Genomic DNA, 24,100 nt, shown 5'->3' with positions numbered 1-24,100 from the left:
TGCAAGCGGCAAGATTGCGCGCTCCTGACGAAACCCCTAAACCGGAGCAAAGACGAAAGGAAACTCCCCATGTCCGAAAAGGCCCGCGTCACCATTCTCTACTGCACCCAGTGCAACTGGCTGCTGCGCGCCGGCTGGATGGCGCAGGAGCTGCTGCAGACCTTTACCGACAGCCTCGGCGAAGTGGCACTCATTCCCGGCACCGGCGGCAATTTCGAGATCCGCGTCAGCGGCGACCTGATCTGGGAGCGCAAGCGCGACGGCGGGTTTCCGGGACCGAAGGAACTGAAGCAGCGCGTGCGCGACATCATCGAGCCCGGCCGCGATCTCGGCCATACCGACCGCGCCTCGCTGGAAAGCTGAGGTTCAGTCGAAGGGCGAATTGCAGGTGCGGTAGATGCCCTGATAGGTGACGAAGCGATCGGTTTTCGGATTGTAGGTCCGGTACTGATTGCGACACCACTCGACATGCATGCGCGGATCCTTGGCGGCCGGGCGCAAGGTACGAATCGGCGGCGGATCATAGGTGAGCTGCGGACGCGCCTGCGTCCTCGGCTGATAATAGGTCGGCCCCCTCGCCGTCGGCGGCCGGTAATTCGGCTGCACATAGGCCGGGCGGTGCCATTGCCGCGGCCCGAAGCCGAAGCAGCCGCGATAGTCGCAATAGGTCGACTGCGTGTTGACGACCGGGCCTCGCCCCGACAGCTGGCCGAACGCCGGCTCTGCCTTGGCAGCAAGCGGCATGAGGAGGGCGACGGAGGCGATCACGGCACTGCGCAAAGCGGACATGGATGATTCCTTTCCCATCACTTTTATATAGGCAACGCGCGCTCCAAGAAAATCCAGGTGCCGAAAAACTGGCAATCAGTTCGCCGTGAATGCGGTTCTGCGGGGATCGTCACAATCTTTTTTGCCGACTGTCAGGAAAACTTCAAAAAGCCAGTTGACAGTCGCAGGCCACCCCCGTACATGGCTCTCCGTCGCCCAGATGGCGGAATTGGTAGACGCGCCAGCTTCAGGTGCTGGTACCCGAAAGGGTGTGGAGGTTCGAGTCCTCTTCTGGGCACCATCCGTTTTTGTCCCCCTTGAAATCGTTATAGTAATAGCATTTCAAGGGGTTGACTGCTCCTCACTGTCACACAGGAGCGCCCCACAATGGTAATGCGGATCTCCCGTCCAATGAAGCGCGCTGGTACAAAGAACGAGCAGTTTAAAAAGCGCGTTCCGTCCGATTTGCTTTCGGTTTTACGCGGCAAAAAGCTGACAATTCCCCTTCCAGAAACGTCCTCCCATGACAGCCCGATTTACATTGTCGAGGCGACGATCTCAGACATGGTCGCCTTCTCTTTGGGAGTCCCGGCATCAACAATCGCCAAGGTTCGACATGCGGTCGCCCTACGCCATGTTGAGGCTTTCTTCGAAGCGACTCGGAATGGACCCAAAGACCTTTCGCATATGCAGTTGATGTCACTCTTGGGCGAGATACACAGCGAGCTTATCCGCCAGCATGAGGACAATCCTCCCGCACGTCATCGCATTTTGGTCGAAGACGACTCGGTCGAGGAGTTGGATGAACTTTCAGAGTGGCGCGAAATGATCTCTGAATGCGAGCTAAACGTCTTCCAGCAGTCCGCACAAGGCCGAGCTAACGCCCTGGCCGTTGTCCGCAGGATCATAGACGTAAATGCGTTCCTGACATCCCGCGCTGTCTTGCTTTCCGAGAAGTCTTACGCTGATCTAATCGAGGGTTTGCCAGAGACCTTGCGGCGGGTGACCGACACCCTCTCGGAACGCGTGAAGGGCAACTACGCGCCTGACGTTCACTTAGCCAACTATCCTAAGCGAAGCCTACCAACCGGAACAGGGCCAGCCAGCGATAAGCGCGTCAAAACCTTTGATGACCTTTTCGAAAGATGGAAGGTTGCGGACAAGCGTTCGGCCTCGACGATTTCGACGTGGCGCGGCTACCTCGCTCGGTTCAAGAAGTTCGTGGGGCACGACGACCCACATCGTGTCGAGAGGACCGACGCACTCCTTTGGAAGGACTCTCTCCTTGAAGAGGGCCGGAAGAAGATCAACACCACATATCTTGCGACCTTCAATGCGCTGTATCGCTTCGGTCTGGAGAACCGCGAAACGACCGGGATATCCTTCAACCCGTTCGACGGCGTAAAGGCCGCTCAGAAGTCTGTTGCGGGAACCGGAAGGATACCATTTAGTCGGGCCGACGTAGCTTTGATATTGAGTGCCGCGCGATCCGAAACGCTACCTCATCTTCGCTGGATACCTTGGTTGCAAGCGCAGTCAGGGGCGCGTGTCGCTGAGATTGGACAGCTATGGGGCAGTATGATCGTGAAAGATGATAACGGGCACCCATGCATGTACATTGGACCCTCGCCAGATGGTGGATCTATCAAGAACGACGAGTCCGAGCGAACTGTGCCGCTACACCCCGACATCATTGAGGACGGCTTCTTGGAGTTCGTCGCCAAGCGCGGCTCGGGTCCACTGTTTTACGGCGGCAGCGCGGGAAAACCAGCCAAGCGGGTTAGAGACGATCAAAAGCATCCGTCCAAGGGCGTAAGCAATCGCGTTGGGCAATGGGTTCGCGGCTTGGGTATAACCGACCCGCGCAAGGCCCCAACGCACTCCTTCCGCCATTGGTATAAGGTAGAATTGCAGCGTCGCTCGAAATGCAGTGATCGCCTCGTGGACGCTATTCAGGGTCACGCTGCAGCGAGCGACGCCGGTGGTTACTATAAGGCCGAAACGTCCGACATGCTGCAAGCCATCTCTCAGCTGGATCTTATGGCCCTTGCCGACAGCGCGCGCAGTTCTGAGGTAGCGGTGTAGCCGTAACGAGTGGACTGGGAATGACTGGGAATGGCCATTGGCTCCCGTAGCCTCCACGTGGCGTCAAGGTAGTTGGCGGCCCTGCATGAGAGTACTGCCTGAATAAACCTTGCACTCTTGATGCTACCCGCCACACGCCATAGCGTAGCGGGGAGCAGTGCCTATGTCCTTCGCACACCTGAGGCAAGCCGAACGCCGCCGTCCCAATGTTCCGTAGTAGAACGCCGAGAGGTTGTTAAGCCGTCATCGCTCACTACCTTCGTCGTCTCTCCGCTGTGATGCCCGTGTTGATGCACTAACGCCGTTCAGCATTAACCTTGCACTATAGGACATATCCAGGAAGCCAGCTGAGGCTCAGCGCACTCTGGGCGCTTGCGATCACGTGATGGCCAGCCCGCCCAGGACCACCTTCCCGCCCATGCACGACGCCATTGCGTAGGTCCTCCACCCCGGCTGCCGTGAGCGTTCGTTGCCCTTCACTTCCAATCACCATGCGCCGACTTGCGGCAGGGAAACTCCATGAGCATCAAAAGGAAAGTCGAGGCTGCGACCCGCGCTCGACAGGAAACGCGCACGTTCAACCATCAGTGCGCCCTTGCATTGGCCGCCTATGGCTATCCCGTCGCTCGCATCGCCGAGACCATCGGGACCTCGCCACGCAGCGTTCAGCGTTACCTTGCAGGGCCCTGCGCCGAATACATGGCCGACCGGGAGGCGCACACTTCACGATTGAGCCGCATGGACAAGAGTCGTGCGGCGATGGCCGTCAAGCCCTTCTGCCACCCCGACGACCGCCTTACGGATCAGGAAATTAAGTCCCGAAATCTCCGGCATCAGATAGCTGCGCTGCTGGCCGATGGTGTGCGGAAGGCGGAGATAGCGCGACGCCTGAGTATGTCGCGTAGAATGGTCTCGTATCATTCCGACAAACTGCCTCCGATTGACGTAAGAAACGACGGTGACAATACGTGGGGTGTCGAGAGACCATTTCCGAACGATATGCCATTGTTAAACAACGACAAATACGGAAATTGCGTGCGTTACACTTCCTTATAATAGGACTTAACGCTACCCCTTTGCTATTCTGTCGGACAGTTAGGCGGCTCACTCGTGTCAATCTTAAGCAGACAGTGAACACCCGAATAATCCTAACATCGCTCTGTGTGCATTGCTCTGAAAAGCGCTCGCGCGCTGAGACCCTAATGTTTGTTGCCTTCTCCACCTGACACTCACAGCACACGCTATAGCGAGCCCTGTGAGCAGCGCTGTAGCAACCGTCGAGACCGCGCCACCTTATCGGGTCTCCCAATACGCAATAGCGTCCGACAATCGCTACCTTACCCACCATCGCCACCCCCAAGCGCCGACTTCCGGCAAGGACATCCCAATGCCCAAAATCTTCGCAGTTGCCGCTGATCGCATTGGCTTCTTTGAAAACGAGATCGCTACCGTCAATGAGGTGATCACGGCAAACACCGCGGAACTTGCAGGACTTGCCATCGCCTTCAGCCAGCCGAACGCCGTCGCCCTCAAGGCCGAGTTCGATTGTCTCATCGCCCAGCTTGGGGACCTGAAACGCAGCTGGTCTGAGGCGGGCGAGGAATTGGTGTCAGGGTCTGAAAGCGATCAGGCCTATCGCCTCGCAGCAGCATCCGCGCTCCGCAACAAAGGTTTCGAAGTCTGCGCCGCAGCGCGCGCCCTTTACGCCTCCCTCCAGAACTAACGCCGACCTCCAGCAAGGACATCCCATGACCATCATCACCCCCAACCTTCAGGACAAAACCAATGGCTGATCTACCGAGACTTCAAGGCGTAGCTCTCCAGCCCCGCGCCAGCACATCGCCCCGCCCTATGGTCCGCACCGAACAGGTAGACACTCGGTCCAGCGTCGGGGATTTCCTATCCTCGCTCGGCACCCTACAGCCATCCGTAGCCAACCTTGGCCAAGCCTTCATCCAGCAGAAGAACGATCCCGACCGCGTCCGTGACGAACAGGCCCGTGTCGAGATGTCGATGATGGGCAAAACCTCGGCTGAACAGGCGAACATCGATGTCTCCGAGCTATCGCCCAAGGCCAAGCAAGCGGCTGGCTATAGGATCGGCCAGACGGCAGCTATTGAGGCGACTGATGCCATCAACAAGGCGGTTGCCGGTCAAGACCCCTCCACCATCGACGTCAACGCTCTGATCGCTGAGCAGACCGAGAAGTATCGCAAACAGTTCGGCCCCAACGCCTCGGCAATGCGCGGCTTCGTGGAAGGGACTGCCAACCTTCAGTCTCAGCTTACGCAGCACAAGACGAGCGCTGCGGCGCAGAACTTCATCGCCAAACGGGACGACAGCGTCAACGCCACCTTCAATGCTGGCTTCGATGCGGCCTACAAGTCCAAGGGCGTCGATGCGGGCGTCGAGACCGTCAAGAAGCTGATGAAGGAGAACACCGACTTCCTGAACATGCCGCCTCAGGCACAGGGCAAGTTGCTGCAGGGTCTGATCCTGAAGGCAGCTGATGCCGGTGAAGTCGATAAGGTCAACGCCCTCGGCGGTATTGATGCCGGTCAGGGTAAGCTCTCCGACGTCATGGGTCTGGTTTTCCGGAACGCGGCGCAGAAGGCCCAGTTGGTCACCGACCAGAGGGACAAGGACGATCTCCAGCCGAAGCTCCTCAGCGCAATGGAAGCTGCCTCTGCTGGTCAGATGACCGCTGAACAACTGGACGAACTGAAAGCCATCTCCACGAAGAAGCCGAAGATCCTTCCCATCACCACGGTCAAGACGCTGGAGAACTCACAGGCGGCAGCGCTCAAGGCTCAGCAGAACGCCCTCGCCGAGGACCAGCGCGACAATGCCTTGGAACTGTTCACCACCAACAACGCGCCCCGGCTATCGAAGGCCGTTGCTGACGGGACCGTGAAACAGCTTGTAACTGACGACGGTGTGGTGCCGCTCGCCAACGGCAAGTACGCCTCGGTTCCGGCGAAGAAGATCATCGACACGGCCCTCAAGCAGAACGCCGAGGCCACCGCTAACGCTGTCGTATCGGATTTCCAGAGGAAGAACCCGAAAGCATCTGAAGGCGAGGTTGCGGAGACCAGGCAGAGGTCCATCCTGATGACCTATGCCAAGAACAACGAGATCCCCGAACAGCAGAAAGAAAGCGCCATCGGCGTCTTGCGCCGTTCACGGGATAGCGTTGAGCCGACAGACGTGGACGTCGCCGGTGCTCAGGATCTTCTCCGCATCAAGCGTAATGCTCCGGGTCTCATCGACGCGATCATTCCCGATCCGAAGGACCGGGCGTTCGTGGACAGCCTCGACGTCTCTGACAGCTACGGCATGGACATCAAGCAAGCCGTGAAGCGAGCGACCCTTGACCGCGACAACTTCAGCAGCACCGTTCCACTCGACCGGTCAACACTGAACGACGCCACCAAGCGGGTCATGGAGCAGACCAACAGCGACGGTTCCGGTTCCTGGCTGAAGTACATCGCCTCGGCCACGTTGGCGGGTGGCGACATCAAAAGCGTCAATGAGGCGCAGATGCAGTACCTCGTTCAGAAGCAGCTTAAGCAGCTCTATGCTCGCGGTGTTCGCAACGACGACTTGGTAGATCAGGCGGTGAAGGCGATTTCAGCAAACACGATCAACTTCAACGGCCAGATGATCGATCTCACCGGCCTCCACGTCAATGACCCGAAGTCCACCGGCTCGATGTTCCAAGCGGCTACCGCGATGCTCCTCAAGACCAAAGCGTATAAGGATATCGACCCCAGCACCATATCTTGGCAACGGGTCGGAGATCGTGACGCGTTCGTAGCGGTCAGCACCAGCGGTCAGCAGCTTCACGCCCCTGCCATCAACCTTGCTCAGATGCACACCATGTACATCCAGAAGCTCAAGGAAGACCGAGCCACGGCGTTGGTTGAGGGGAAGCAGAAGGGCGCGGACCTTCAGCGTTACCAAGAGTACGATAGCACGGACCCGTACAGGCTCAACGGTCTCCCACAATAACCACCAAAGGATCGCCCAATGGCAAACCCAAAGACTGCCTTGGGCGGTCCCCCTCGGAAGCAAAGCGCATTGTCCGAAGAATACAGGACCATTGACGCTTACCCCGGCTACATGTTCTCGGAGACCGGCGCAGTTCTCTCTTTAGCTCGCGTAGATGCTGGCGCTCGCTTGCCGACCGACACCGGAGCGTATCGTCTGCTCGCGCGGTCGGCCACGAAGGCCCGCATATGCAAGCCGTTCGCCTACGCGGGTCAATGGTGTGTATCCCTAAAGCTTGGCGGTTCCTACACTCGCCACCGCGTCGCCGACCTAATCGCTTTGGCGTGGCTTGGGGATCGGCCCGACGGCGCGCGCGCAGCGTTGATCGATCCGGCAAAGCCTCCGGTCCTGTCCAATCTCTTTTGGCTGCTGAAACAAAGTGACTCTGCAGCGCGCGCGGCTGAGATCGCAAAGGCGCGTCACGAGCGGGCGAGGAGAAACGCGACACTCCGCGAGATGCATGGTCAAGGACATTCTGATGCCGACATAGCGCGGACGCTGCACATCTCCACTGCGACCGTCGCCCGTGTCATCGGAAAAGACCGCTGCCATCGTCGTCGTGTAGATGCCACAGAAGTCCTGCGGCTTTGGCATGAGGGACTGCGGAAGGTGGACATTCAGTGCCGTATGAAAATCTCGGAAGGTACTGTTCACCGCATTCTCAAGGACTACCCATCGCCCAGGCGTTAGGCACCACATAAAATTTTCTACAAAAAATGCGAGATGGCATGACTGACATACGCGCGGCAGTTTCCCCCGTATGCCCGCCCATGCCCCCCGAATACGGGAAGGCTTGTCCTCTTCCCCAGACACTGGCTGCCCTGTCGTGGCCTATCATCCGGCCAGCCCCACGCATGGGCATCCAGTTAGCCCAAGGCTCGCGCTGCCCTCCTTACTTGCTTAATGGTCATGGCAAAGTTGGATGGACGGCTTCGGGCCTTGGGCATCAGCCGCACAGCGCAAAGCCGCCGCTTGCCGCGTTTCCATCAATCATACGAGTTGCGTATCTTAGAACTCTACCAGTCGAGATCTCCGCTTGCTTCAGAATTGATAGCAGCAGTCCAGAATTCGGCGGATGTATGCCGGGCATCGTTCAAATGCCGTTCGATATGTTCAGCCGAGTCCCGGTATAGTAGATTTAATTGGTGGAGAAGTTCGCATTCGATACGCACCAACCGTTCCAAGGCGCCGTATGTGACCCTGAGTTTCAGTTCTTCCCAGGTTGCATGAGCCAACGCCTCATTCCGGAAGCGCTGGATCTGACCAAACTCTTTCCAATCTATCTGCTGATATGCGGCAATAAAATTGTCGCGCGCAGTCTTTGCTCCGAAGGACACTGAGCGAGAATGATCGCCATCTCGAAGAGACTCGTGAACCATTGGAAGGGCATCCGTGAAGGCGAGTAGTCTGTAGACGCTCTGGAAAGATACCAGTCGATCTCGATCCATGATCGTATGCGCGCGCAATACCGCCATCAATGCAAGCTCCTGCCGATAGTCGCTGGCAAGATGAGCGGCCTTACGCCATTTCTCTTCAGCCGCAGATATAGCGTCGTTCATGCCGAGATATCCGCCATAGGCTCTCGCAGCCATGATTGTCCATTCCCGCAATCGCGGAAAAATAGCATGGAATTGAGACGGGGTCATACTTGGCGGCAAGCTCATGGGCGGAATGGTTTCAGCTTGGTCGGGTCCGCGCAAGACCCAAACTGATAACGCACTCTTCAGTGCCGATGACCCATCTCCGGTCAAGCTCATTGACTGTCCATTCGCCACGACAATATCCTCGCGTTCAACAGGAGCTGAGCCAATGGCGCGTTCAATCGCAGTTCTTTTTGTTGGGGTGCTGCTCGCGAGTCCCGCCTGGGCAGACGAGCCCAGTCGCGGCTCCGTGGTTCACAACTTACAGGACCTTAGGGATGCAGTAGATATGCACTGGTCGGCTCCGCCAATTGCTGCTCCAGTGGGAATGAGGATCAAGGTTCGCTTCAACCTCGATAGAAGCGGCGCGATCACCGGTACAGAGAGGCTTCAAGCCATAGGCGCTGATCCGGCCACATTGGAAGCTTTCACGGGCGCACTTATTAAGGCCGTTCGCGACGCGTCACCATTCTCCGGCTTTCCGGACGAAAACTACGACGCTTGGAAGGTGATGGATCTCGCCTATGGCTCTCCAAATTAAACTGAGCGGCAATCCCGATGCACTCATTGAGGGGAGTGGGTGGGCGTCAGTAGGTCCTATTTGGGTATACCGCAACGAGTCAGCGCCACGAGACAGAAAGAGCGTCTCATTAGGGTTGACTTTCAAGTTTCGAGACAATACCCATTGCACATCTAAGACCCTGTCGAGACACTTTTGTCTGATGTGCAAGGAAACTGAATATGACCATCTACGGCTACGCTCGTGTATCGACCAACGAGCAGGACCTTCAAATCCAGCGCGACACGCTGCTCAATGCTGGCTGTGAGCTTGTCCGTGAAGAGAAGAAGAGCGGGACCACCGTCCAGGGACGCAACGAGCTTGCCACGCTGATGGACTTCATGCGCAGCGGTGACACGCTCGTGATCACCCGTATCGACCGCCTCGCACGCTCGCTGGGAGATCTTCAGGATATCGTCAGGCAGCTTAAGGCCAAGGGCGTGGCGCTCCGCGCTACAGAGCAGCCCATCGATACCGGGACAGCAGCAGGAAAAGCTTTCCTCGACATGCTTGGAGTGTTCGCTGAGTTCGAGACCAACCTCCGTAGGGAGCGCCAGCTTGAAGGGATTGCCAAGGCGAAGGCCGATGGAGTCTACAAAGGGCGCAAGCCCAGCGTGGATGTCGAGAGGGTGAAGGCATTGGCTGGACAGGGCATTGGCGCGACGGCAATTGCGAAGGCCCTAAAGATCGGCAGAGCGTCGGTCTATCGGGTGCTTGAGGCTGAGCGCGGCGTGTAGCGAGCAGTTTGCGTCTGCCCACGCTTATTGCAGGTTGTCATGATCTATAGCAGTATGCCGCTGACGAAAGCGCTTAGAGGGATGAATGAGCGACTTCCTGGAGGTTTGGGCCAGAAGCTTCCAATTCGGCGGGAGGCTGGACCGTAAGGCTTATTGGACCGCGTTCATATGGCATATCGGGGTCGTTGCATTTCTGTCTGTCCTCGACATTCTTTTTGGCCTTTTTCCTGTTAGGCCAAACCTAATGATAGGAACGCTGGGCTTTCTCTACCTCGTTGTAGCCATACCCGCTAACTGGACATCGACAGTCAGACGCTTGCATGACGCAAACTATAGCGGTTGGTGGGTTTCTCTATGCCTCATCCCGTATATAGGAACGCCTATTGTCATGCTCTTGTGTGCTCGGGCGTCAGTTGGGGAAGCCACACGATTTGATGGCGAGGACGCGTCTCTTGCGCCGGGTTACGCAGTGTTGAAGGGTGGCAGATTGGAGATGCCCGAACCAAAGACAAGCGATAGCCGACAGGCATAGACCCTGTAGACCTCATGGGTCCGTCCACGCGCGCTGCCTTCGGTCGAACAAGTGATCTCTTCTTATGTCTTCGACCGTCTGTTTTGTTTTCCTGTCACCGACTACATAACGCCCTCCTTACGCCTCCCAGCGGCAGCCTCTGGAAAAGCGCAAGCCCGCAGTGGTCATGCTGCGGCCTCAGACAATAATCAAGCTGGCGTCAGGCAGTCAGTTCGCTCCCAAAGCGCCACGTACGATCGTTGCGCATAAATACGAGCGCACGGTCTTCGATGGTCATGAATACATCCCGCTTGCCAAGCCGTGCGTAAAGCATCTGCCGCGTAATCTCGATTTCGAATTTCCGTCCAAAAGCAATCTTCATGGTCATTGTTCCTATGCGTTGCCTACCAACGCCGTGACTACGTACACCGGTTAGGTGCTGAGTGACAACGGGAAATCACATAAACCACAATGATTTCAATTACTTCACTTCCATAAGTGAGAATGACCGTTACAGGCCACAGCGCTAACTACAATATGCGTAGGAGTGAATCAGCTCCAGGTGGCCCCCTTCATAGTGATGACAACGGCGGAAATTCGAAGTCGATCACCGAGATTGCCAAGTAGCGACGGTTGGAACATAATACGAACAGAATATGCAGAGGGGGCATACGATTCGAGACGAGCCATCATACTTTCCAATCTTTGGCCTTGGATTTCTATTGGGCTGCATCGCGATGGTGTGTGCGCTCATGGGGGTCGGCGTTACTCCAAATGGCATGAGTGGTATCCAGATGAGCTACACAGACTTGGTCGCTATCCTGCTGACTGCGACCTCCACGATAATCACGATTCTCGGCGTCTTCGTCGCCGTCTTGGCGATATGGGGCTATTCTCAATTCGAGAAGATGACCCGAGAGGCTTCAACCCGTCATCTTGAAAAGCTTCTACAATCCGGAAAGTTTCGCGACGAGATCGATCAAACCATTTTGAAGCACGTGAGCAGTGAGTTGGCGAAGGAGAGCAGTCCATTCAGGGATCTGCTGCGCCAGCAAATCGAAACGATGATGCTTACCGACGCCTCAAGAAGACAGGGGGGTGAACCGGCCAACGCTGAGACCCCATTCAGAGACTAACCACGAGGTTAATATGACCAGCAGAGAATGGGACGGCCTCCCAGACGATATTCTTCAGAAGCTGTCTCCGCTAATGGCGCAACCGCCAATCAAGCTTTCCCGCATCGCGGAGTCGATCGGAGGCGTCCGCGTAGTCGCCGCCGCCCTCCCCAAGGGCATCTCTGGTGAAATACGACCGGACCCAGAAGAGCCGGGCGCATTCCTCATCAAGGTAAACAAGAACGATTCGGCCCGCCGTCAGCGGTTCACCGTCGCTCATGAGCTTGCACACTACCTGTTGCATCGAGACCAGATTGGCGAGGGAATCGAAGACGATGTCCTGTACAGGTCAACCCTGACAGACAGCCGTGAAGCTCAAGCCAACCGATTGGCCGCAGACCTCCTTATGCCGCAAGCCTTGGTGAGTGAGTGGATCGACAAAGCAAAATCTCTCAAGGTTGAAGATATTGTTGGATTCCTCTCGGATAAGTTTAATGTATCTCCAGCAGCAATGAAGATTCGGTTAGGCATCAAGTAAGGTTACACTATGGAGTTCATGGGATATCGTTACATTCCAATATTGGGCGTCCGACCGGCTGAGATGAAAGCGCTCGAAGAACTCCCCATACAGACGAAGGACGAGATGCTACCGTACATCGTCCTCCAACCGTGGCTCTCAGCCAAGGAACTGGCAAGTACCGTGGCGAGGATCAATGCGGCAGTTGGCGAACGAAGTATCCTTGCCGACATCGCTCCTGAGGGTGTTATCTCCGGCAAACGCCGTGCCGTGCACGATGCGTTCGATTTGCTGCGAGTCTCCGATAATGGGTATGCAAACTACCTCGCCTTCGTCGCTGAGAATGAAAACTTCATCCCATCGGTTCAACTGGCGGATCTCACGCAACTCAACCCCCAAATTGCTGGCCTTGCTGCTTTAGATCGGGGCGTTGCGGTAAGGCTGCACGAGCCGATGTTGCCTTACGCTGGTGATATAGCGGCGCGGTTCGCTGGGCAAATCCCGGGGGATAAAATTCACTTCATTCTCGATTTCGAAAAGCAAAACAAAGAGATCCTGATCAAGGCCCTCGCAGCGACTCAAGCAATTACCGCCATCAGGGCACACCTCCCCGATTGCAGCGTTTCGGTCAGTGCATCAACATTTCCAGACAGCTTCGTTGGGCTCGACTATCAGGACATCTTCGAACGGCAGTTCTTCAACGCAGTAAATGAAGCAATTAGCGCCGAAAACATTGTCTATTGTGACAGGGGCAGCGCAAGGGCCGAAGCGCTGGGAGGCGGAGGTGGTCAGCCCGCTCCCCGGATCGATCTTGCCAATTTGAATAGGTGGAATTTCTTCCGCGTCGATGACGAAGACGATAAGTTGGACGGGTTTCGCCAGGCAGCGACTAACGCCGTTGCGTCACCGTCATGGGATGATATCGGAATCTGGGGTACGGAGTACATTAAACGCACGAGTGATGATAGCGAAAGCGACATCATCGACTCTGCAGCGAAGTGCACTGCTGCACGAATTAACATCCACCTCCATGTTCAGGCAACCCACGGACTTGAGGACGACGGCGCTGACGTGGGTTGGTCCGACTAAATTACCCAAAGGCTGCTTCGGCCTGTCGAGACCAATCCCGCCAAAAATCGGCGCGCACTTGTTGAGCATACCGAGCATCGGCACGGATCTCAGCGAATCGACTGAGTAGCTCAAGATGACTTGGCGCTACTCGCTTACCAGCCACAGCTTGCCAGAAGACTGCTGAGCTTGGCCAGTAAGTGGACCTGAAACCATTGATGAAGATCGACCTAACGTCTATCGATCCGTCCACCATTAGTTCGCGTTCAGCCTCTTTGCGGAGCAGCCGGTCAGAATTCCGAGAACCCAAGCAGGACTGAAGCTGCTTGACTGTCAAAGCCTTTATGAGCGTCTGACGATCAGGCCTGCCCCGCGTAGATGCTTGGTGCTCAACGATTATCGATCTTCGATCCCATACGTAGAGGGACGTGTTCTCATCGCACATGACGGATGCTTTAGCGAAATGCGTCCTGTCGCAGACCACAATCACGTCATCGAAAACGTTACGGTAAGCGGCAAGCTGAGCGGGAAGTCTTAATAACGAATCGCGAGCGCTTTTGACCTCAATCCCGATGAAACGCTTCCCATTCCAGATCGCGAGGTCGGCCCTGCATCCTGTTTGGCCGAGGACAAACTCCGAAGCAAGGATCGACGTAGAATCGAGCACGCGCACCCGCCTAAGGTGCGCGATCACCTGAGATTTGAGTCTGTTTTCGTCTATTGCCATTTCACTTCACCAAACGCAGCAGCTACCTTACATGACGCGGGGTTGACTCGGAGTAAATGTCGGCACCACCACAAGGCCTTCACCGACGCTGGAACTCTTTTTGGGCTACCGGAAAGGGGGCGGGTGTGGAAGCCCCTGTGCGCCCTTGTATGCATCAGGAGGGAAGACTGCCGGTTGGCGCAGTCGATGCAAAGCCTCTTCCCGGTCGCTGTGTCACTTTGCACAGTTATTTCGAAACTCTCAAATCATGGCCGCCCGGATATCCACATTTGCTTCGCGTGGACCGCCAACGAGATCGCCACTTTTACCGCTACCGCATTGCACTCCACGGCAGCGTTGTGCTACACGCCACTGTCACACAACCATGTAAAATAATTGAAAAAAATGGAATTAAATCAATGAAAGAGTGGCGCTTGAGGTCAGTCCTCTTCTGGGCACCATTCCCATTGAAAATTAGCAGCTTAAGCCGGTACCAACGGCTTTTTCAGTCTGCTGTTTTCCCTCCCTCACCACCGCAGATATCGTGATCCAATGATAGCGCCGAGTGCCGTTACGGCGGCGGTGGCGGTCGTGTACCAGGTTGCTAGGAAAAGCGGGCTGTCGTCGGGGCAATGCCAAGCGTAGAGCGCTGCGGCAAGGCCGGCCGAGGCGAGACCTGCGACGGCACCGCCGAGGGTGGGGTTCTCAGGTGCGGCATTCTTCAGCGCCCATAGAAAGCCTGCGAGCGGGGCCAGTGACAATACCGGGATGAAGAAGACGCAGAAGGCGGCGTTGCGGCCAAGCAGCGCTGCGCGCCAGGCGTCTTCCGGAATGGCCGTCAGTTCCGTTGCGACGCCGGCGATCACCAGTGCCAGCGGCAGCAGCAGAGCCAGGGACGCAAGCTTCAAGGGAACGCCGGGGCGGCCGATGCGGAAGACGAGGCCGCAGGCGGTGACTGCGAGCGTCAGCGTGGTGACGATCTTGAAGAGCACGCGGGCGGTTTCGATTGCCGTTCCCATGTCGCGGCGGATGCCGATAGTGGAGAGCAGCAGAACCGCCGAGATGACGACGCCCGCCACGAGCGCGCGGCTGAGCAGCGGACCGAGGCGGGATCGCACCGGCGCATCGGCGGCAAGCATGCTGATCAGGTCATCGGTCTTCACGCGTCTCACTCCGGTATAGGGCCGCCAGCGCCTTCAGCGCCCGGTGCAGGGAAACACGCACCGCACCCTCTGTCATCTTCAGCCTCTCGGCCGTCTCGCGGATGCCCGCCCCCTCGATCGAGATCGAGCGGACGATATCGCGTTGCGGGTCTTTCAGCCGCTCCAGCATATGTTCGGCATCGAGCCGGTCGAGATTGCCCGCCTGCTCTTCCGCCTCAAGCGTCGCCATCACGTCGTCGATCGGCACGTCGATATGGCGGCCGCGGCGGCGTAGGCTGTCGATCAGCTTGTTGCGCACGATCGTCGACAGCCACGGGCCGATCGGGCGTGCCGGATCCCACGTACCGCGCTTCAGATGCACCGCAAGCAGGACTTCCTGCACGACATCTTCCGCCTCGCTGGCCGGCGCGCCGAACTGATCGCAGCGGCGGCGCGCCATGGCGCGCAGGTGCGGTGTCACGGCGGAAAGGAAGCGATGATAGGCCTGCGTATCGCCATCCATGGCGCTGCGCATCCAGCCTGCCCATTCCTCTTCACGCGCCGAATGTTTCACCCGACATAATCCTCTACGGAGGGCCACACGTTTTTGTTACCGCCCGGGCAGAAATATTTCAGACAGGCCTCACACGCCTTTGTTTTCAGGCTTTTCGCTTGCCATCGCGTAAACGGCAAGGGCGCGTCCCGTAAAAAAATCGTGGGAGCCGTGTAACAACGGCTGCCATGCCTCCGTAGCCCTCAGTGCAAGCCAATCACGGCTCGCCATTCTACGGAGATGAGAAAATGAAGAACAGCATCGTTACACTCGCCCTGGCAGGCTCCATCGCTTCGGCACTCGCAACCATCGCAGCACCGGCCGCCTCGGCCGCCGACAGCAAGGAAAAGTGCTACGGCGTTGCCATGAAGGGCCAGAACGATTGCGCCGCCGGCAAGCATGACTGCGCCGGCAAGTCGACGGTCAGCTACGACAAGATGTCCTTCAAGCTGGTTCCGACCGGCACCTGCACGTCGATGAAGACGCCGAAGGGCCACGGCTCGCTGACCCCAGCCTGATCGACCCGCAACGCCCCCAGAAATCAAGAGATACCGGAGAAGACCATGACCAAACTCCCCGCCACTGTCTTTGCTGCCTCGGTCGCGACGGCGCTGTCCCTGATCGGCAGCGTCCAGACCGCTTCGGCTCAGGATGCGTCCAAGGAGAAGTGCTACGGCATCGCTCTCAAGGGACAGAACGATTGCGCCGCCGGCCCCGGCACGACCTGCGCCGGCACGGCAAAGATCGACTACCAGAAGAATGCCTGGAAGCTCGTTCCCGCTGGAACCTGCATGTCGATGAAGACCCCCGACGGCACCGGCTCGCTGAAGCAGGGCCCGGCCCCGGCCTGATCCGGTTCCAGCACTCACCGGCGGCGCCGCGAAGGCGCCGCCAATCCAATCGAGGAGAGACAGGATGAAACCCTCTGCATTGCCCCACCGTCCCGGCATCGGTTTCAAGCCCGAACATTTCGCCAGCATCATCGCCACACCGCAGCCCGTCGGCTTTTTCGAAGTCCATGCGGAGAATTACATGGGCGCCGGCGGCCCGCCGCATGCGCAGCTCGGCAAGCTGCGCGAGGACTATGCATTGTCGATCCATGGCGTCGGCTTGTCGATCGGCTCGATGCAGCCGCTCGATCAGGATCATCTGCAGCGGCTGAAGACCATCTGCGATCGCTATGAGCCGGAGAGCTTTTCGGAGCATCTCGCCTGGTCGACGCATGACACGGTATTCCTCAACGACCTCCTGCCCCTGCCCTACACATCCGAAACGCTGTCGCGCGTTGCGGATCATATCGACCAGGTGCAGGACACGCTGAAGCGGCAGATGCTGCTTGAGAACCCGGCGACCTATGTTCTGTTCGAGCAAAGTACGCTCGAAGAGACCGAATTCCTGGCGGAGATCGTCAGGCAGACCGGATGCGGGCTGCTGCTCGACGTCAACAACGTCTTCGTCGCCTCCACCAATCACAACATGAACCCGCGCGACTATCTCGCGCGCTTCCCGGTGCAATGGGTGCGTGAGATCCATCTCAGCGGCCATTCGGAAACGACGGATGACGAAGGTGCGCCACTGTTGATCGATTCGCACGACACGCCGGTCAAGGACCCGGTGTGGGCGCTCTACGAAGAACTGATCGCCCGGACAGGGCCGATCGCCAGCCTGATCGAATGGGACAACGACGTGCCGGAATGGCCGGTCCTGCGCTCCGAAGCTGAGGCCGCGGGAGCGATCCTCGATCGCGCCGCGCGGCTGCGGGCGGCCTGAGGCGTGTCATGGCTACCATCACACAAGAGCAATTCGCGGCGGCGCTGCGGGACAGTTCGCTGCCAGTTCCCGAAGGGATCGCCGCCTGGAATGCGGCACGCCCGCTGCGGCGCTTCGGCGTCTATCGCAACAATGTCGTCTCGGGGCTGATCGGCGCGGTCGCATCGCGCTTCCCGGTTGCCGAGAAGATCGTCGGCGAGGAGTTCTTCGCCGGCATGGCCTACGAGTTTATCTGTCTGCATCCGCCGCGCTCGCCGCTACTGCTTTCCTATGGCGACGGCTTCGCCGATTTCGTCGAGGCTTTCGAGCCGGCACGGGAAATCGCCTATCTCGCCGATGTCATCCGCCTGGAGGTGGCGCGCGGCAGGGCCTATCACGCAGCAGATGCGACACCGCTCGCCGCCGATCGTCTGGCGCCGCTCGACGAAGGGCAGCTTGCGTCGCTGGTGTTCACGCCGCACCCGTCCGCATCCATCCTCCGCTCCGTCCATCCAACGGTGACCATATGGGCTATGAATGCCGGCGAGATGGCCTTTGCGCCGATCGACGACTGGCATGGCGAGGACGCTCTCATCGTCAGGCCGCAGATGATCGTCGAGGTACACCGGCTGCCGCCCGGGGGTGCTACATTTCTCGAAGCATTGCTCAGCGGCTCGACGCTTGCTGCCGCCGCGGGCGCAGCCTTTGCGGCGGCGCCGGATTTCGACCTTTCCGCCAATCTTGCCGGAGCGCTGCAAGCCGGCGCCTTTTCGGACCTTTTGACAGGAGATGACCATGAATGAGGATATGACGCTTGCCACGCCCTCGGGCAGCGGCCTTGCCTATCGGGTCCACAGCCTGATGACGGCTTTCGGGATGATCCCGCACGATCTGATCGCGACGGTCGCCCGGCTTTCGATTGCCGCAGTGTTCTGGCAGTCGGGGAAGACGAAGGTGGATGGCTGGCACGTCACCGACAATGCCGTCTATCTGTTCCAGACCGAGTACAAGCTGCCTTTCGTCGACCCGTGGCTGGCGGCGCATCTGGCAGCCTTTGCCGAGCACTTCTTTCCGCTCTTGCTGGTCATCGGTTTCGCCAGCCGCCTTTCAGCGCTGGCGCTGCTCGGCATGACGCTGGTGATCGAGATTTTCGTCTATCCGGATGCATGGCCCACCCATGGCACATGGGCTGTCTGCTTTCTGGTAATCATCGCCGGCGGGCCGGGGCGGCTGTCACTCGATCATCTGATTGCGCGTTATTTTGCACGCAGCGCCTGATCAGCGCACCGGCTGATAGTGGCCACGCAGGGGAACCTGCGTGCCCTGGCTGATCTGGCCATCGCGATCGCAAACGTAGACGATCGTCGGCATGCCGCCGGAACGGAAGATCCAGTCACCGTCGCGGCGGACATGGCCGGTCTCGGTGTGGCAGGCATATTGCTCTTCATCCTTCTTGTCAGGCTGAGCCTTGACGCCGGGAAGATCGGTATAGGGATAGAGTGGCTGAACATCGGCCTTGCCCGCGCGCGCCCAATCGGTCGCCGAGGCCTGCAGCGGCAGAATGGCCGCAAAGGCGAAGGCGGCAATCACGATCGATGACAGGATGCGCATGTTCATTTCTCCCGGCATTGAGCCATGGAACCTGTCTCCTGATGTAGGATGAAGACGGGGCCGCATCAAGCGCGGCGGAAATATCCGCGGATGACAGGATGGGCGAAGAGCGCGGCCAGGATGGCAAGTGCCGCACCCAGCGCGAAACCGCCGAAAAGCCCGCCGATCAGGCCTGCGATCATCAGCGTCTTCTTGCCGGGACCATCCGGCTTTACCGGCGGCTCTGCCTGCGAGATCACGCGAATATTACTCTGCGGCAGGTTCTGCTCTTCGGCCGTCTGGCTGGAGCGCTTCAGCAGCGTCTCGTAGATGTTGCGGACGGCGGTCGCCTTGCGCTGCAGCTCGTTGAGCTCGACCTGCTTGTCGGAAGCTGTCGCCTGCAGCGCCTTCTGGATATTCAGTTCCTTGGAGACGGCGTCTTCCGCCTTCTTCGCCTGGTCGTACTCGGTCTTGGCCGAGGTCACCATGCGCTGCAGTTCGCCCTTGATCTCGTCCTGGATGCTCTGCAGCGAGGAGCGGGCGGCCTGGAGGCGCGGATGACGGGCACCCATCTGGCTTTCGAGGCTGCCGACGATGGCCGCCTGCGTCGCATACTGCTGGCGCAGGCTGGCGAGAGCCGAATTGACGGAGGAAGCGCCGCTGTCGTTCGGACCGCTGGCGACGATGGCTTCGAAGCTCATGTTCTGCGCAGCGTCGGCGCGGGCCTTCGCCTGGATCGTCTTGTCCTGCGCGGTTACGAGCAGCGTATTGAGGGAGGCGAGGCGCTGGTCGGAGATCAGCTTGCCGTCGGTCTCCGACATGTCGTTGTCGGCGCGGAAGGTCTCGACCGCCTGCTCGGCGTCCTGCACCTGCTTGCGCAGGTCGGTCAGGCGCGTGTCGAGCGTTGCGGTCGTGTTCTCGTAAAGACCGCTCGAGGCGCTGCTTTCCTCCTGCATGAAGGAGGCGACGACCTGGTTGGCCAGTCTGGCGGACTTTTCGGGGTCGTGGGTCACGGCTGTCAGCGACACGACATAGGTGCCGGTCTGGCGGGCGATGGTCAGCGACTTCTGCAGCGCGGTGATGACGGCCGCGTCATCGGTGCGGCCGCCGTTGAAATCCGGGTCCTGATTGAGCTTCAGCGTATCGGCGACGCGCTTCAGGACGTTGCCGGAGGTCAGGATCTGCACCTGGCTGTCGATCATCGAGGAGATCATCTCCGGCGAGATCGTCGATTGCTGGGCGGCCGGATCAGCCAGGCCGATCTGCCGCGGATCGAAATAGAGGCTCGTCGTCGCCGTGAATTTCTGCGGCAGCATCGGCAGGACCGCCGCACCGGCAACCGCGCCGAGGACGGCCAGACCGGCAATCATCAGCTTGCGGTTCCAGATCGCGAAGATCGCCGAGCGCACGTCAAGCAGCGGCTCGTCGGCGGCAACGACAGCAACCGGTGCGGCTTCGACGCGAGGGGTTGTGGCAACAGGCTCGGTCACGGGCGGCAGCGGCGGTGGGGCAGCGGGCTCTTCGTGGCGGATCTGCGGTTCGGGAGCGGGTGGTGGTGCCTTGGCAAAGTCGGACGGGCGCAGGACAGGGGAACGCGGGCGCGCGGCCTCAGGCGCAGTCTGCGCAGGCTCGTAGCTTCGCCAGCCCGGCAAGCGGCTTACCCTGTTCCTGTCGAATTGGCTCATCAGCGCTCTCGTCACCCGCCGGCAGAGTGCAGCGAGGGTAGGCGAGTTTTAGAAATCCTTAGCTAACGGACCGTTAAGATGGAGGCACCGATATTAGCCGCCGCTGCTGAAACCACGGGAAAGCAATTGAGAGCCTCATCCTCCAAATGGCGCCGCCTGCTGACGATCGCCGCGATACTGCTGCCCTTGCAGGCGCATGCGGCCGGCGCTGCGGGACCCTGCCTTCGCGGCATCAACCTTTCCGGCGCCGAATTCGGCGAGCCGGGCGGCACCGTCTTCAAGGACTATGCCTATCCTTCGGAGGAGACGATCGCCTATTTCCAGAAGAAGGGCATGAATACCGTTCGCCTGCCCTTCCAATGGGAGCGGCTGCAGCCGGAGCTCGGGCAATCGCTGAAGGAGGACGAGTTGCAGCGGCTGAAGGATACGGTCGCGCTGCTGCGCAAGCACAAGATGACGATCATCCTCGATCCGCATAACTACGCCTATTACAAGAAAGTGCAGATCGGCACGGCGCCGGTGACGACGCTTGCCTTTGCGGATTTCTGGACGCGGCTTGCGGCCGAGTTCTCGGACCAGCCGGATGTCGTCTTTGGCCTGATGAACGAACCGCACGATATCTCCGCCAAGAAATGGCTGGAGGCGGCCAATACCGCGATCCGCGGCATCCGTGCCGTCGGCGCCAACAACTATATCCTCGTACCCGGCACGCGCTGGACCGGAGCGCATTCCTGGCAGAGCGGCGATGACGACGCCAACGGCACCGTCATGCTCGGCATCAAGGATGCCCGCAAGAATTTCGGCTACGAGGTTCACCAATATTTCGACAGCGACTCCTCCGGCACCAAGGACGAATGCTCCGGCAACGACAAGGCCAAACAGGCAATCCTCGACATGTCGGACTGGGCTCGGAAGAACGATACCAAGCTGCTGCTCGGCGAATTCGGCGTGTCGCAGGCACCCGAATGCGTGGCAGGCTTGAAAGACGTGCTCGGCGCGATGCAGGACAATGGCGACGTCTGGCTGGGCTGGACCTATTGGGTTGCCGGAGACTGGTGGCCGGAGACCGAGCCCCTGAACGTCCAGCCGCATGACGGCAAGGACCGCAAGCAGCTGGCCGCGCTACAGGCCGCCGCCAAGGCACCGGCGCCCGACAAAGCTGCCTGCCGGCTGATGGCGGAGTGACCGTTATGACCGAGGCTGGCGTTGCACCGAAGGAGCCGATCCAGTGGGGCATTCTTGCCGCTGGCGTGCTTGCGGTGACCTACAATGCCATTCTCGCCTTCATCAATCACAACATCATGCCGCTCTCGCCCGCCTATGTGGTGATGAGCGAAATGCTGATCCTCGCCTACAGCTTCGCCTTCATCCTGCGCAAAGGCATATTCGAAGAGGACCTTGCGCCGCTCGGCTATCTGCTGGCGACGATCCTGCTGACGGTCTACGTCATGGTGATCAACCGGTCCGGCTATATCGATCATCTGCGCAACATCCTGATCGTCTTCGCCTTCGTCGTCATGGGGCGCTGGACCAACGAACGGACCCTGAAGCTTGTCTTCAAGATCTGCTGCATTGCCGTGCTTTCGGTGCTGATCTGCGAGATCGTCTCGGTCACCGCCTATGTGGCGCTGTTCCATCCGGCCGAATATTTCGAGAATACGCGCGGCGTGCCGCGGGCGACCTATAGCGACCTCGGCCTGTTCCGCGGCGCGCTCGGCTTTCCTGACCGCTTCTCCTTCGGGATCATCGACCACCGTTCCTCCTCGATCTTCCTCGAACAGGTGTCGCTGGCGAATTTCTGCGGCGCGATGGTGATCTATCTCGTCAGTTTCTCCAACCGCTTGAGGCTTGGCGACCGGTTGATCTTCATCGCAACGGTTGTGCTGATCCTGCTCACCAACGACACGCGCACGATGCTGATCTTCAGCATCGTCTGCCTCGGCGGCTATGTCATTTATCCCTGGCTGCCGAAGATCCTCGATTTCCTAATGATGCCGGGGATCATCGCCATCGGCTTCATCATCCACGCCTTCAAGCCGAATGCCCACGACGACGATTTCGTCGGCCGCATCAGTGGCACGATCCGCAGTATCAACGCGATGGATATCCCGGCGACGCTCGGTCTCGAGCTCGAAAAGGGGCTGGGCTATGTCGATAGCGGCTATGTCTTCATCACCTACAGCGCGACGATCTTCGGTCTGATCCTGTTCTGGCTATTCGTGTCTTTCTTCCCGGCCGGCCAGACGCCTAACCAGAAGCGGCTCTGCCACTCGCTGTCACTCTTCATGTTCTTGAACCTGATGATCGGCTCGACCGCGATCTTCTCGATGAAGACGGCCGGGCTTGCCTGGCTGCTCGTCGGCTTCCTGAAGGTCAATGAGGGAAAGCAGCGCGCTGCATCTCCGATTTCCGTTCCGGTGGCTGCCGCAGCCCGGTAGCTGCGCGGCGGGGATATGCGACGACGCAGGCGGAACGGACTTTCCCTAAGGCTAGCGTCATTTATATGAGCATCAACAGGATGCGGGGCCTTGCAAGCACTTGATGGCTTCCCTTGCAAAATGTTGCATGAATGAAAGAGCCGCGGCCTGTTCGGCGGGCGGCGTTTGATCTAAGCAGCCTGCCGGCGAAGCCGTGAGAGGGAAGACGGACATGACCAACTATGTTTTGACGGTGACGTGCAAATCGACGCGCGGGATCGTGGCGGCAATTTCCAACTATCTTGCCGAGCAGGGCTGCAACATCGTCGACTCCAGCCAGTTCGACGACCTCGACACGGGCAAGTTCTTCACCCGCGTCAGCTTCATCTCCGAGGAGGGCGTGAAGCTGCCGACACTCGTCGAAGGTTTCAAGCCGATCGCCGAGAAATTCGAGATGGACGCCGAAATCCATGACGGCCAGAGCCGCATGAAGATTCTGCTGATGGTCTCGCGCTTCGGCCATTGTCTGAACGACCTGCTCTACCGCTGGAAGATCGGCGCGCTGCCGATCGACATCGTTGGCGTCGTCTCCAACCATTTCGAATACCAGAAGGTCGTCGTCAATCACGACATTCCCTTCCACCACATCAAGGTGACGAAGGAAAACAAGCCGCAGGCGGAAGGCCAGTTGCTCGATCTCGTCGAGCAGACCGGCACCGAGCTCATCGTGCTCGCCCGCTACATGCAGGTTCTCTCGGATGCGATGTGCCGGAAGATGTCTGGCAAGATCATCAACATTCACCACTCGTTCCTGCCGAGCTTCAAGGGCGCCAACCCCTACAAGCAGGCCTACGAGCGCGGCGTGAAGCTGATCGGCGCGACGGCGCATTACGTCACTGCCGATCTCGACGAAGGCCCGATCATCGAGCAGGACACCGCCCGTATCACCCACGCACAGTCGGCAGACGACTATGTCTCGATCGGCCGCGATGTCGAAAGCCAGGTTCTGGCACGGGCGATCCACGCCCATATTCACCACCGCGTCTTCCTGAACGGCAACCGTACGGTGGTGTTCCCGGCGAGCCCGGGCTCCTATGCATCCGAACGTATGGGCTGATTGCGCCCGAAAGGCGTGTTGCCATACGCTTGCCCATAGCATGCATTCGATTATCTGCTTAGTGTGAATAATCGAATCATGCCCTGGGGGA

At 58.9% G+C, this 24,100-nt stretch carries 28 protein-coding genes and 1 tRNA gene; 21 read left to right on the top strand and 8 right to left on the bottom strand.

Annotation, left to right across the window (positions count from 1 at the left end):
• The first annotated feature begins 69 nt into the window (after window positions 1-69).
• Window positions 70-363: a SelT/SelW/SelH family protein gene (locus ACEN84_RS10180; RefSeq protein ID WP_413710780.1), complete on the top strand. Its 294-nt coding sequence runs from the start codon at window positions 70-72 to the stop codon at window positions 361-363.
• A 3-nt stretch (window positions 364-366) separates the two neighbouring features.
• Here the strand turns inward: ACEN84_RS10180 and ACEN84_RS10175 are convergent, their stop codons facing one another.
• Complete coding sequence (locus ACEN84_RS10175) at window positions 367-789, bottom strand: BA14K family protein (RefSeq protein ID WP_413710779.1); 423 nt, start codon at window positions 787-789, stop codon at window positions 367-369.
• A 193-nt stretch (window positions 790-982) separates the two neighbouring features.
• Here ACEN84_RS10175 and ACEN84_RS10170 point away from each other — a divergent pair.
• The 6 genes from ACEN84_RS10170 (at window position 983) to ACEN84_RS10145 (ending at window position 7,593) form a co-directional block, all read left to right on the top strand.
• A tRNA-Leu gene (locus ACEN84_RS10170) sits at window positions 983-1,069 on the top strand.
• A gap of 86 nt (window positions 1,070-1,155) precedes the next feature.
• Window positions 1,156-2,853: a hypothetical protein gene (locus ACEN84_RS10165; RefSeq protein WP_413710778.1), complete on the top strand. Its 1,698-nt coding sequence runs from the start codon at window positions 1,156-1,158 to the stop codon at window positions 2,851-2,853.
• 519 nt (window positions 2,854-3,372) lie between these two features.
• Window positions 3,373-3,909 (top strand): helix-turn-helix transcriptional regulator, encoded by a 537-nt coding sequence (locus tag ACEN84_RS10160; protein ID WP_413710777.1) that lies wholly within the window; start codon window positions 3,373-3,375, stop codon window positions 3,907-3,909.
• Between the two features lie 199 nt (window positions 3,910-4,108).
• A complete protein-coding gene (locus tag ACEN84_RS10155; RefSeq protein WP_413710776.1) occupies window positions 4,109-4,576 on the top strand; it encodes a hypothetical protein in 468 nt (155 codons plus the stop codon).
• Between the two features lie 62 nt (window positions 4,577-4,638).
• Entirely contained in the window at window positions 4,639-6,864 is a 2,226-nt protein-coding gene (locus ACEN84_RS10150) for a hypothetical protein (RefSeq protein WP_413710775.1), read from the top strand.
• A gap of 69 nt (window positions 6,865-6,933) precedes the next feature.
• Window positions 6,934-7,593: a hypothetical protein gene (locus ACEN84_RS10145; RefSeq protein WP_413710774.1), complete on the top strand. Its 660-nt coding sequence runs from the start codon at window positions 6,934-6,936 to the stop codon at window positions 7,591-7,593.
• Between the two features lie 326 nt (window positions 7,594-7,919).
• Here the strand turns inward: ACEN84_RS10145 and ACEN84_RS10140 are convergent, their stop codons facing one another.
• Window positions 7,920-8,495, bottom strand: coding sequence for a hypothetical protein (locus ACEN84_RS10140; RefSeq protein ID WP_413710773.1), 576 nt, complete (start codon window positions 8,493-8,495; stop codon window positions 7,920-7,922).
• Between the two features lie 217 nt (window positions 8,496-8,712).
• Between ACEN84_RS10140 and ACEN84_RS10135 the strand changes: the two genes are divergently transcribed.
• From ACEN84_RS10135 to ACEN84_RS10125, 3 genes are all read left to right on the top strand, one after another.
• Entirely contained in the window at window positions 8,713-9,084 is a 372-nt protein-coding gene (locus tag ACEN84_RS10135; RefSeq protein WP_413710772.1) for a hypothetical protein, read from the top strand.
• 200 nt (window positions 9,085-9,284) lie between these two features.
• Window positions 9,285-9,839: a recombinase family protein gene (locus ACEN84_RS10130; protein WP_413710771.1), complete on the top strand. Its 555-nt coding sequence runs from the start codon at window positions 9,285-9,287 to the stop codon at window positions 9,837-9,839.
• 85 nt (window positions 9,840-9,924) lie between these two features.
• Window positions 9,925-10,371, top strand: a complete 447-nt coding sequence (locus ACEN84_RS10125) for a DUF805 domain-containing protein (RefSeq protein WP_413710770.1) — start codon at window positions 9,925-9,927, stop codon at window positions 10,369-10,371.
• Between the two features lie 199 nt (window positions 10,372-10,570).
• Here ACEN84_RS10125 and ACEN84_RS10120 read toward each other — a convergent pair whose 3' ends face one another.
• Window positions 10,571-10,732, bottom strand: coding sequence for a hypothetical protein (locus tag ACEN84_RS10120; protein ID WP_413710769.1), 162 nt, complete (start codon window positions 10,730-10,732; stop codon window positions 10,571-10,573).
• A gap of 412 nt (window positions 10,733-11,144) precedes the next feature.
• On the opposite strand from ACEN84_RS10120, the gene ACEN84_RS10115 reads away from it, so the two are divergent.
• Genes ACEN84_RS10115 through ACEN84_RS10105 form a run of 3 tightly spaced genes read left to right on the top strand, consistent with a single transcriptional unit; the run spans window position 11,145 to window position 13,071 of the window.
• The gene (locus tag ACEN84_RS10115) at window positions 11,145-11,486 is read left to right on the top strand and encodes a hypothetical protein (protein WP_413710768.1); all 342 of its coding nucleotides are present in this window, start codon (window positions 11,145-11,147) and stop codon (window positions 11,484-11,486) included.
• A gap of 13 nt (window positions 11,487-11,499) precedes the next feature.
• Window positions 11,500-12,003: an ImmA/IrrE family metallo-endopeptidase gene (locus tag ACEN84_RS10110; protein ID WP_413710767.1), complete on the top strand. Its 504-nt coding sequence runs from the start codon at window positions 11,500-11,502 to the stop codon at window positions 12,001-12,003.
• A 9-nt stretch (window positions 12,004-12,012) separates the two neighbouring features.
• On the top strand, window positions 12,013-13,071 hold the full coding sequence (locus tag ACEN84_RS10105) for a beta family protein (protein WP_413710766.1): 1,059 nt from the start codon (window positions 12,013-12,015) through the stop codon (window positions 13,069-13,071).
• A gap of 1 nt (window position 13,072) precedes the next feature.
• Here ACEN84_RS10105 and ACEN84_RS10100 read toward each other — a convergent pair whose 3' ends face one another.
• The 3 genes from ACEN84_RS10100 to ACEN84_RS10090 all read right to left on the bottom strand — a co-directional run bounded on the left by ACEN84_RS10100 (window position 13,073) and on the right by ACEN84_RS10090 (window position 15,472).
• The gene (locus tag ACEN84_RS10100) at window positions 13,073-13,777 is read right to left on the bottom strand and encodes a sce7726 family protein (RefSeq protein ID WP_413710765.1); all 705 of its coding nucleotides are present in this window, start codon (window positions 13,775-13,777) and stop codon (window positions 13,073-13,075) included.
• Window positions 13,778-14,283: 506 nt separating this feature from the next.
• Window positions 14,284-14,919 (bottom strand): NrsF family protein, encoded by a 636-nt coding sequence (locus tag ACEN84_RS10095; RefSeq protein WP_130279314.1) that lies wholly within the window; start codon window positions 14,917-14,919, stop codon window positions 14,284-14,286.
• The gene (locus ACEN84_RS10090; RefSeq protein WP_413710764.1) at window positions 14,906-15,472 is read right to left on the bottom strand and encodes a sigma-70 family RNA polymerase sigma factor; all 567 of its coding nucleotides are present in this window, start codon (window positions 15,470-15,472) and stop codon (window positions 14,906-14,908) included. The genes ACEN84_RS10095 and ACEN84_RS10090 overlap by 14 nt, the downstream gene beginning before the upstream one ends.
• A 227-nt stretch (window positions 15,473-15,699) precedes the next feature.
• Between ACEN84_RS10090 and ACEN84_RS10085 the strand changes: the two genes are divergently transcribed.
• From ACEN84_RS10085 to ACEN84_RS10065, 5 genes are all read left to right on the top strand, one after another.
• Window positions 15,700-15,969: a DUF2282 domain-containing protein gene (locus ACEN84_RS10085; protein ID WP_413710763.1), complete on the top strand. Its 270-nt coding sequence runs from the start codon at window positions 15,700-15,702 to the stop codon at window positions 15,967-15,969.
• A gap of 45 nt (window positions 15,970-16,014) precedes the next feature.
• Window positions 16,015-16,302, top strand: coding sequence for a DUF2282 domain-containing protein (locus tag ACEN84_RS10080; protein ID WP_413710762.1), 288 nt, complete (start codon window positions 16,015-16,017; stop codon window positions 16,300-16,302).
• Between the two features lie 64 nt (window positions 16,303-16,366).
• Entirely contained in the window at window positions 16,367-17,221 is an 855-nt protein-coding gene (locus ACEN84_RS10075) for a DUF692 domain-containing protein (protein ID WP_413710761.1), read from the top strand.
• 8 nt (window positions 17,222-17,229) lie between these two features.
• The gene (locus ACEN84_RS10070; protein ID WP_413710760.1) at window positions 17,230-18,003 is read left to right on the top strand and encodes a putative DNA-binding domain-containing protein; all 774 of its coding nucleotides are present in this window, start codon (window positions 17,230-17,232) and stop codon (window positions 18,001-18,003) included.
• A complete protein-coding gene (locus tag ACEN84_RS10065; protein ID WP_413710759.1) occupies window positions 17,996-18,478 on the top strand; it encodes a DoxX family protein in 483 nt (160 codons plus the stop codon). The genes ACEN84_RS10070 and ACEN84_RS10065 overlap by 8 nt, the downstream gene beginning before the upstream one ends.
• Here ACEN84_RS10065 and ACEN84_RS10060 read toward each other — a convergent pair whose 3' ends face one another.
• Both ACEN84_RS10060 and ACEN84_RS10055 read right to left on the bottom strand, forming a co-directional pair.
• Window positions 18,479-18,811: a hypothetical protein gene (locus tag ACEN84_RS10060; RefSeq protein WP_413710758.1), complete on the bottom strand. Its 333-nt coding sequence runs from the start codon at window positions 18,809-18,811 to the stop codon at window positions 18,479-18,481.
• 65 nt (window positions 18,812-18,876) lie between these two features.
• Window positions 18,877-20,475, bottom strand: a complete 1,599-nt coding sequence (locus ACEN84_RS10055) for a GumC family protein (protein ID WP_413710757.1) — start codon at window positions 20,473-20,475, stop codon at window positions 18,877-18,879.
• 126 nt (window positions 20,476-20,601) lie between these two features.
• Here ACEN84_RS10055 and ACEN84_RS10050 point away from each other — a divergent pair, with 126 nt between their 5' ends.
• From ACEN84_RS10050 to purU, 3 genes are all read left to right on the top strand, one after another.
• Entirely contained in the window at window positions 20,602-21,660 is a 1,059-nt protein-coding gene (locus ACEN84_RS10050; RefSeq protein ID WP_413710756.1) for a glycoside hydrolase family 5 protein, read from the top strand.
• Between the two features lie 5 nt (window positions 21,661-21,665).
• Window positions 21,666-22,913 carry a hypothetical protein gene (locus ACEN84_RS10045; protein ID WP_413710755.1) on the top strand — a complete coding sequence of 416 codons (1,248 nt, stop codon included), beginning with the start codon at window positions 21,666-21,668 and terminating at the stop codon, window positions 22,911-22,913.
• 211 nt (window positions 22,914-23,124) lie between these two features.
• Window positions 23,125-24,009 carry a formyltetrahydrofolate deformylase gene (gene purU / locus ACEN84_RS10040; RefSeq protein ID WP_413710754.1) on the top strand — a complete coding sequence of 295 codons (885 nt, stop codon included), beginning with the start codon at window positions 23,125-23,127 and terminating at the stop codon, window positions 24,007-24,009.
• The last annotated feature ends 91 nt before the right edge of the window (window positions 24,010-24,100 follow it).

Source organism: Rhizobium sp. Rhizsp82 (assembly GCF_047325115.1).
Taxonomy (GTDB): Bacteria; Pseudomonadota; Alphaproteobacteria; order Rhizobiales; family Rhizobiaceae; genus Rhizobium.
This window is presented reverse-complemented; position numbering and strand designations above follow the sequence as displayed.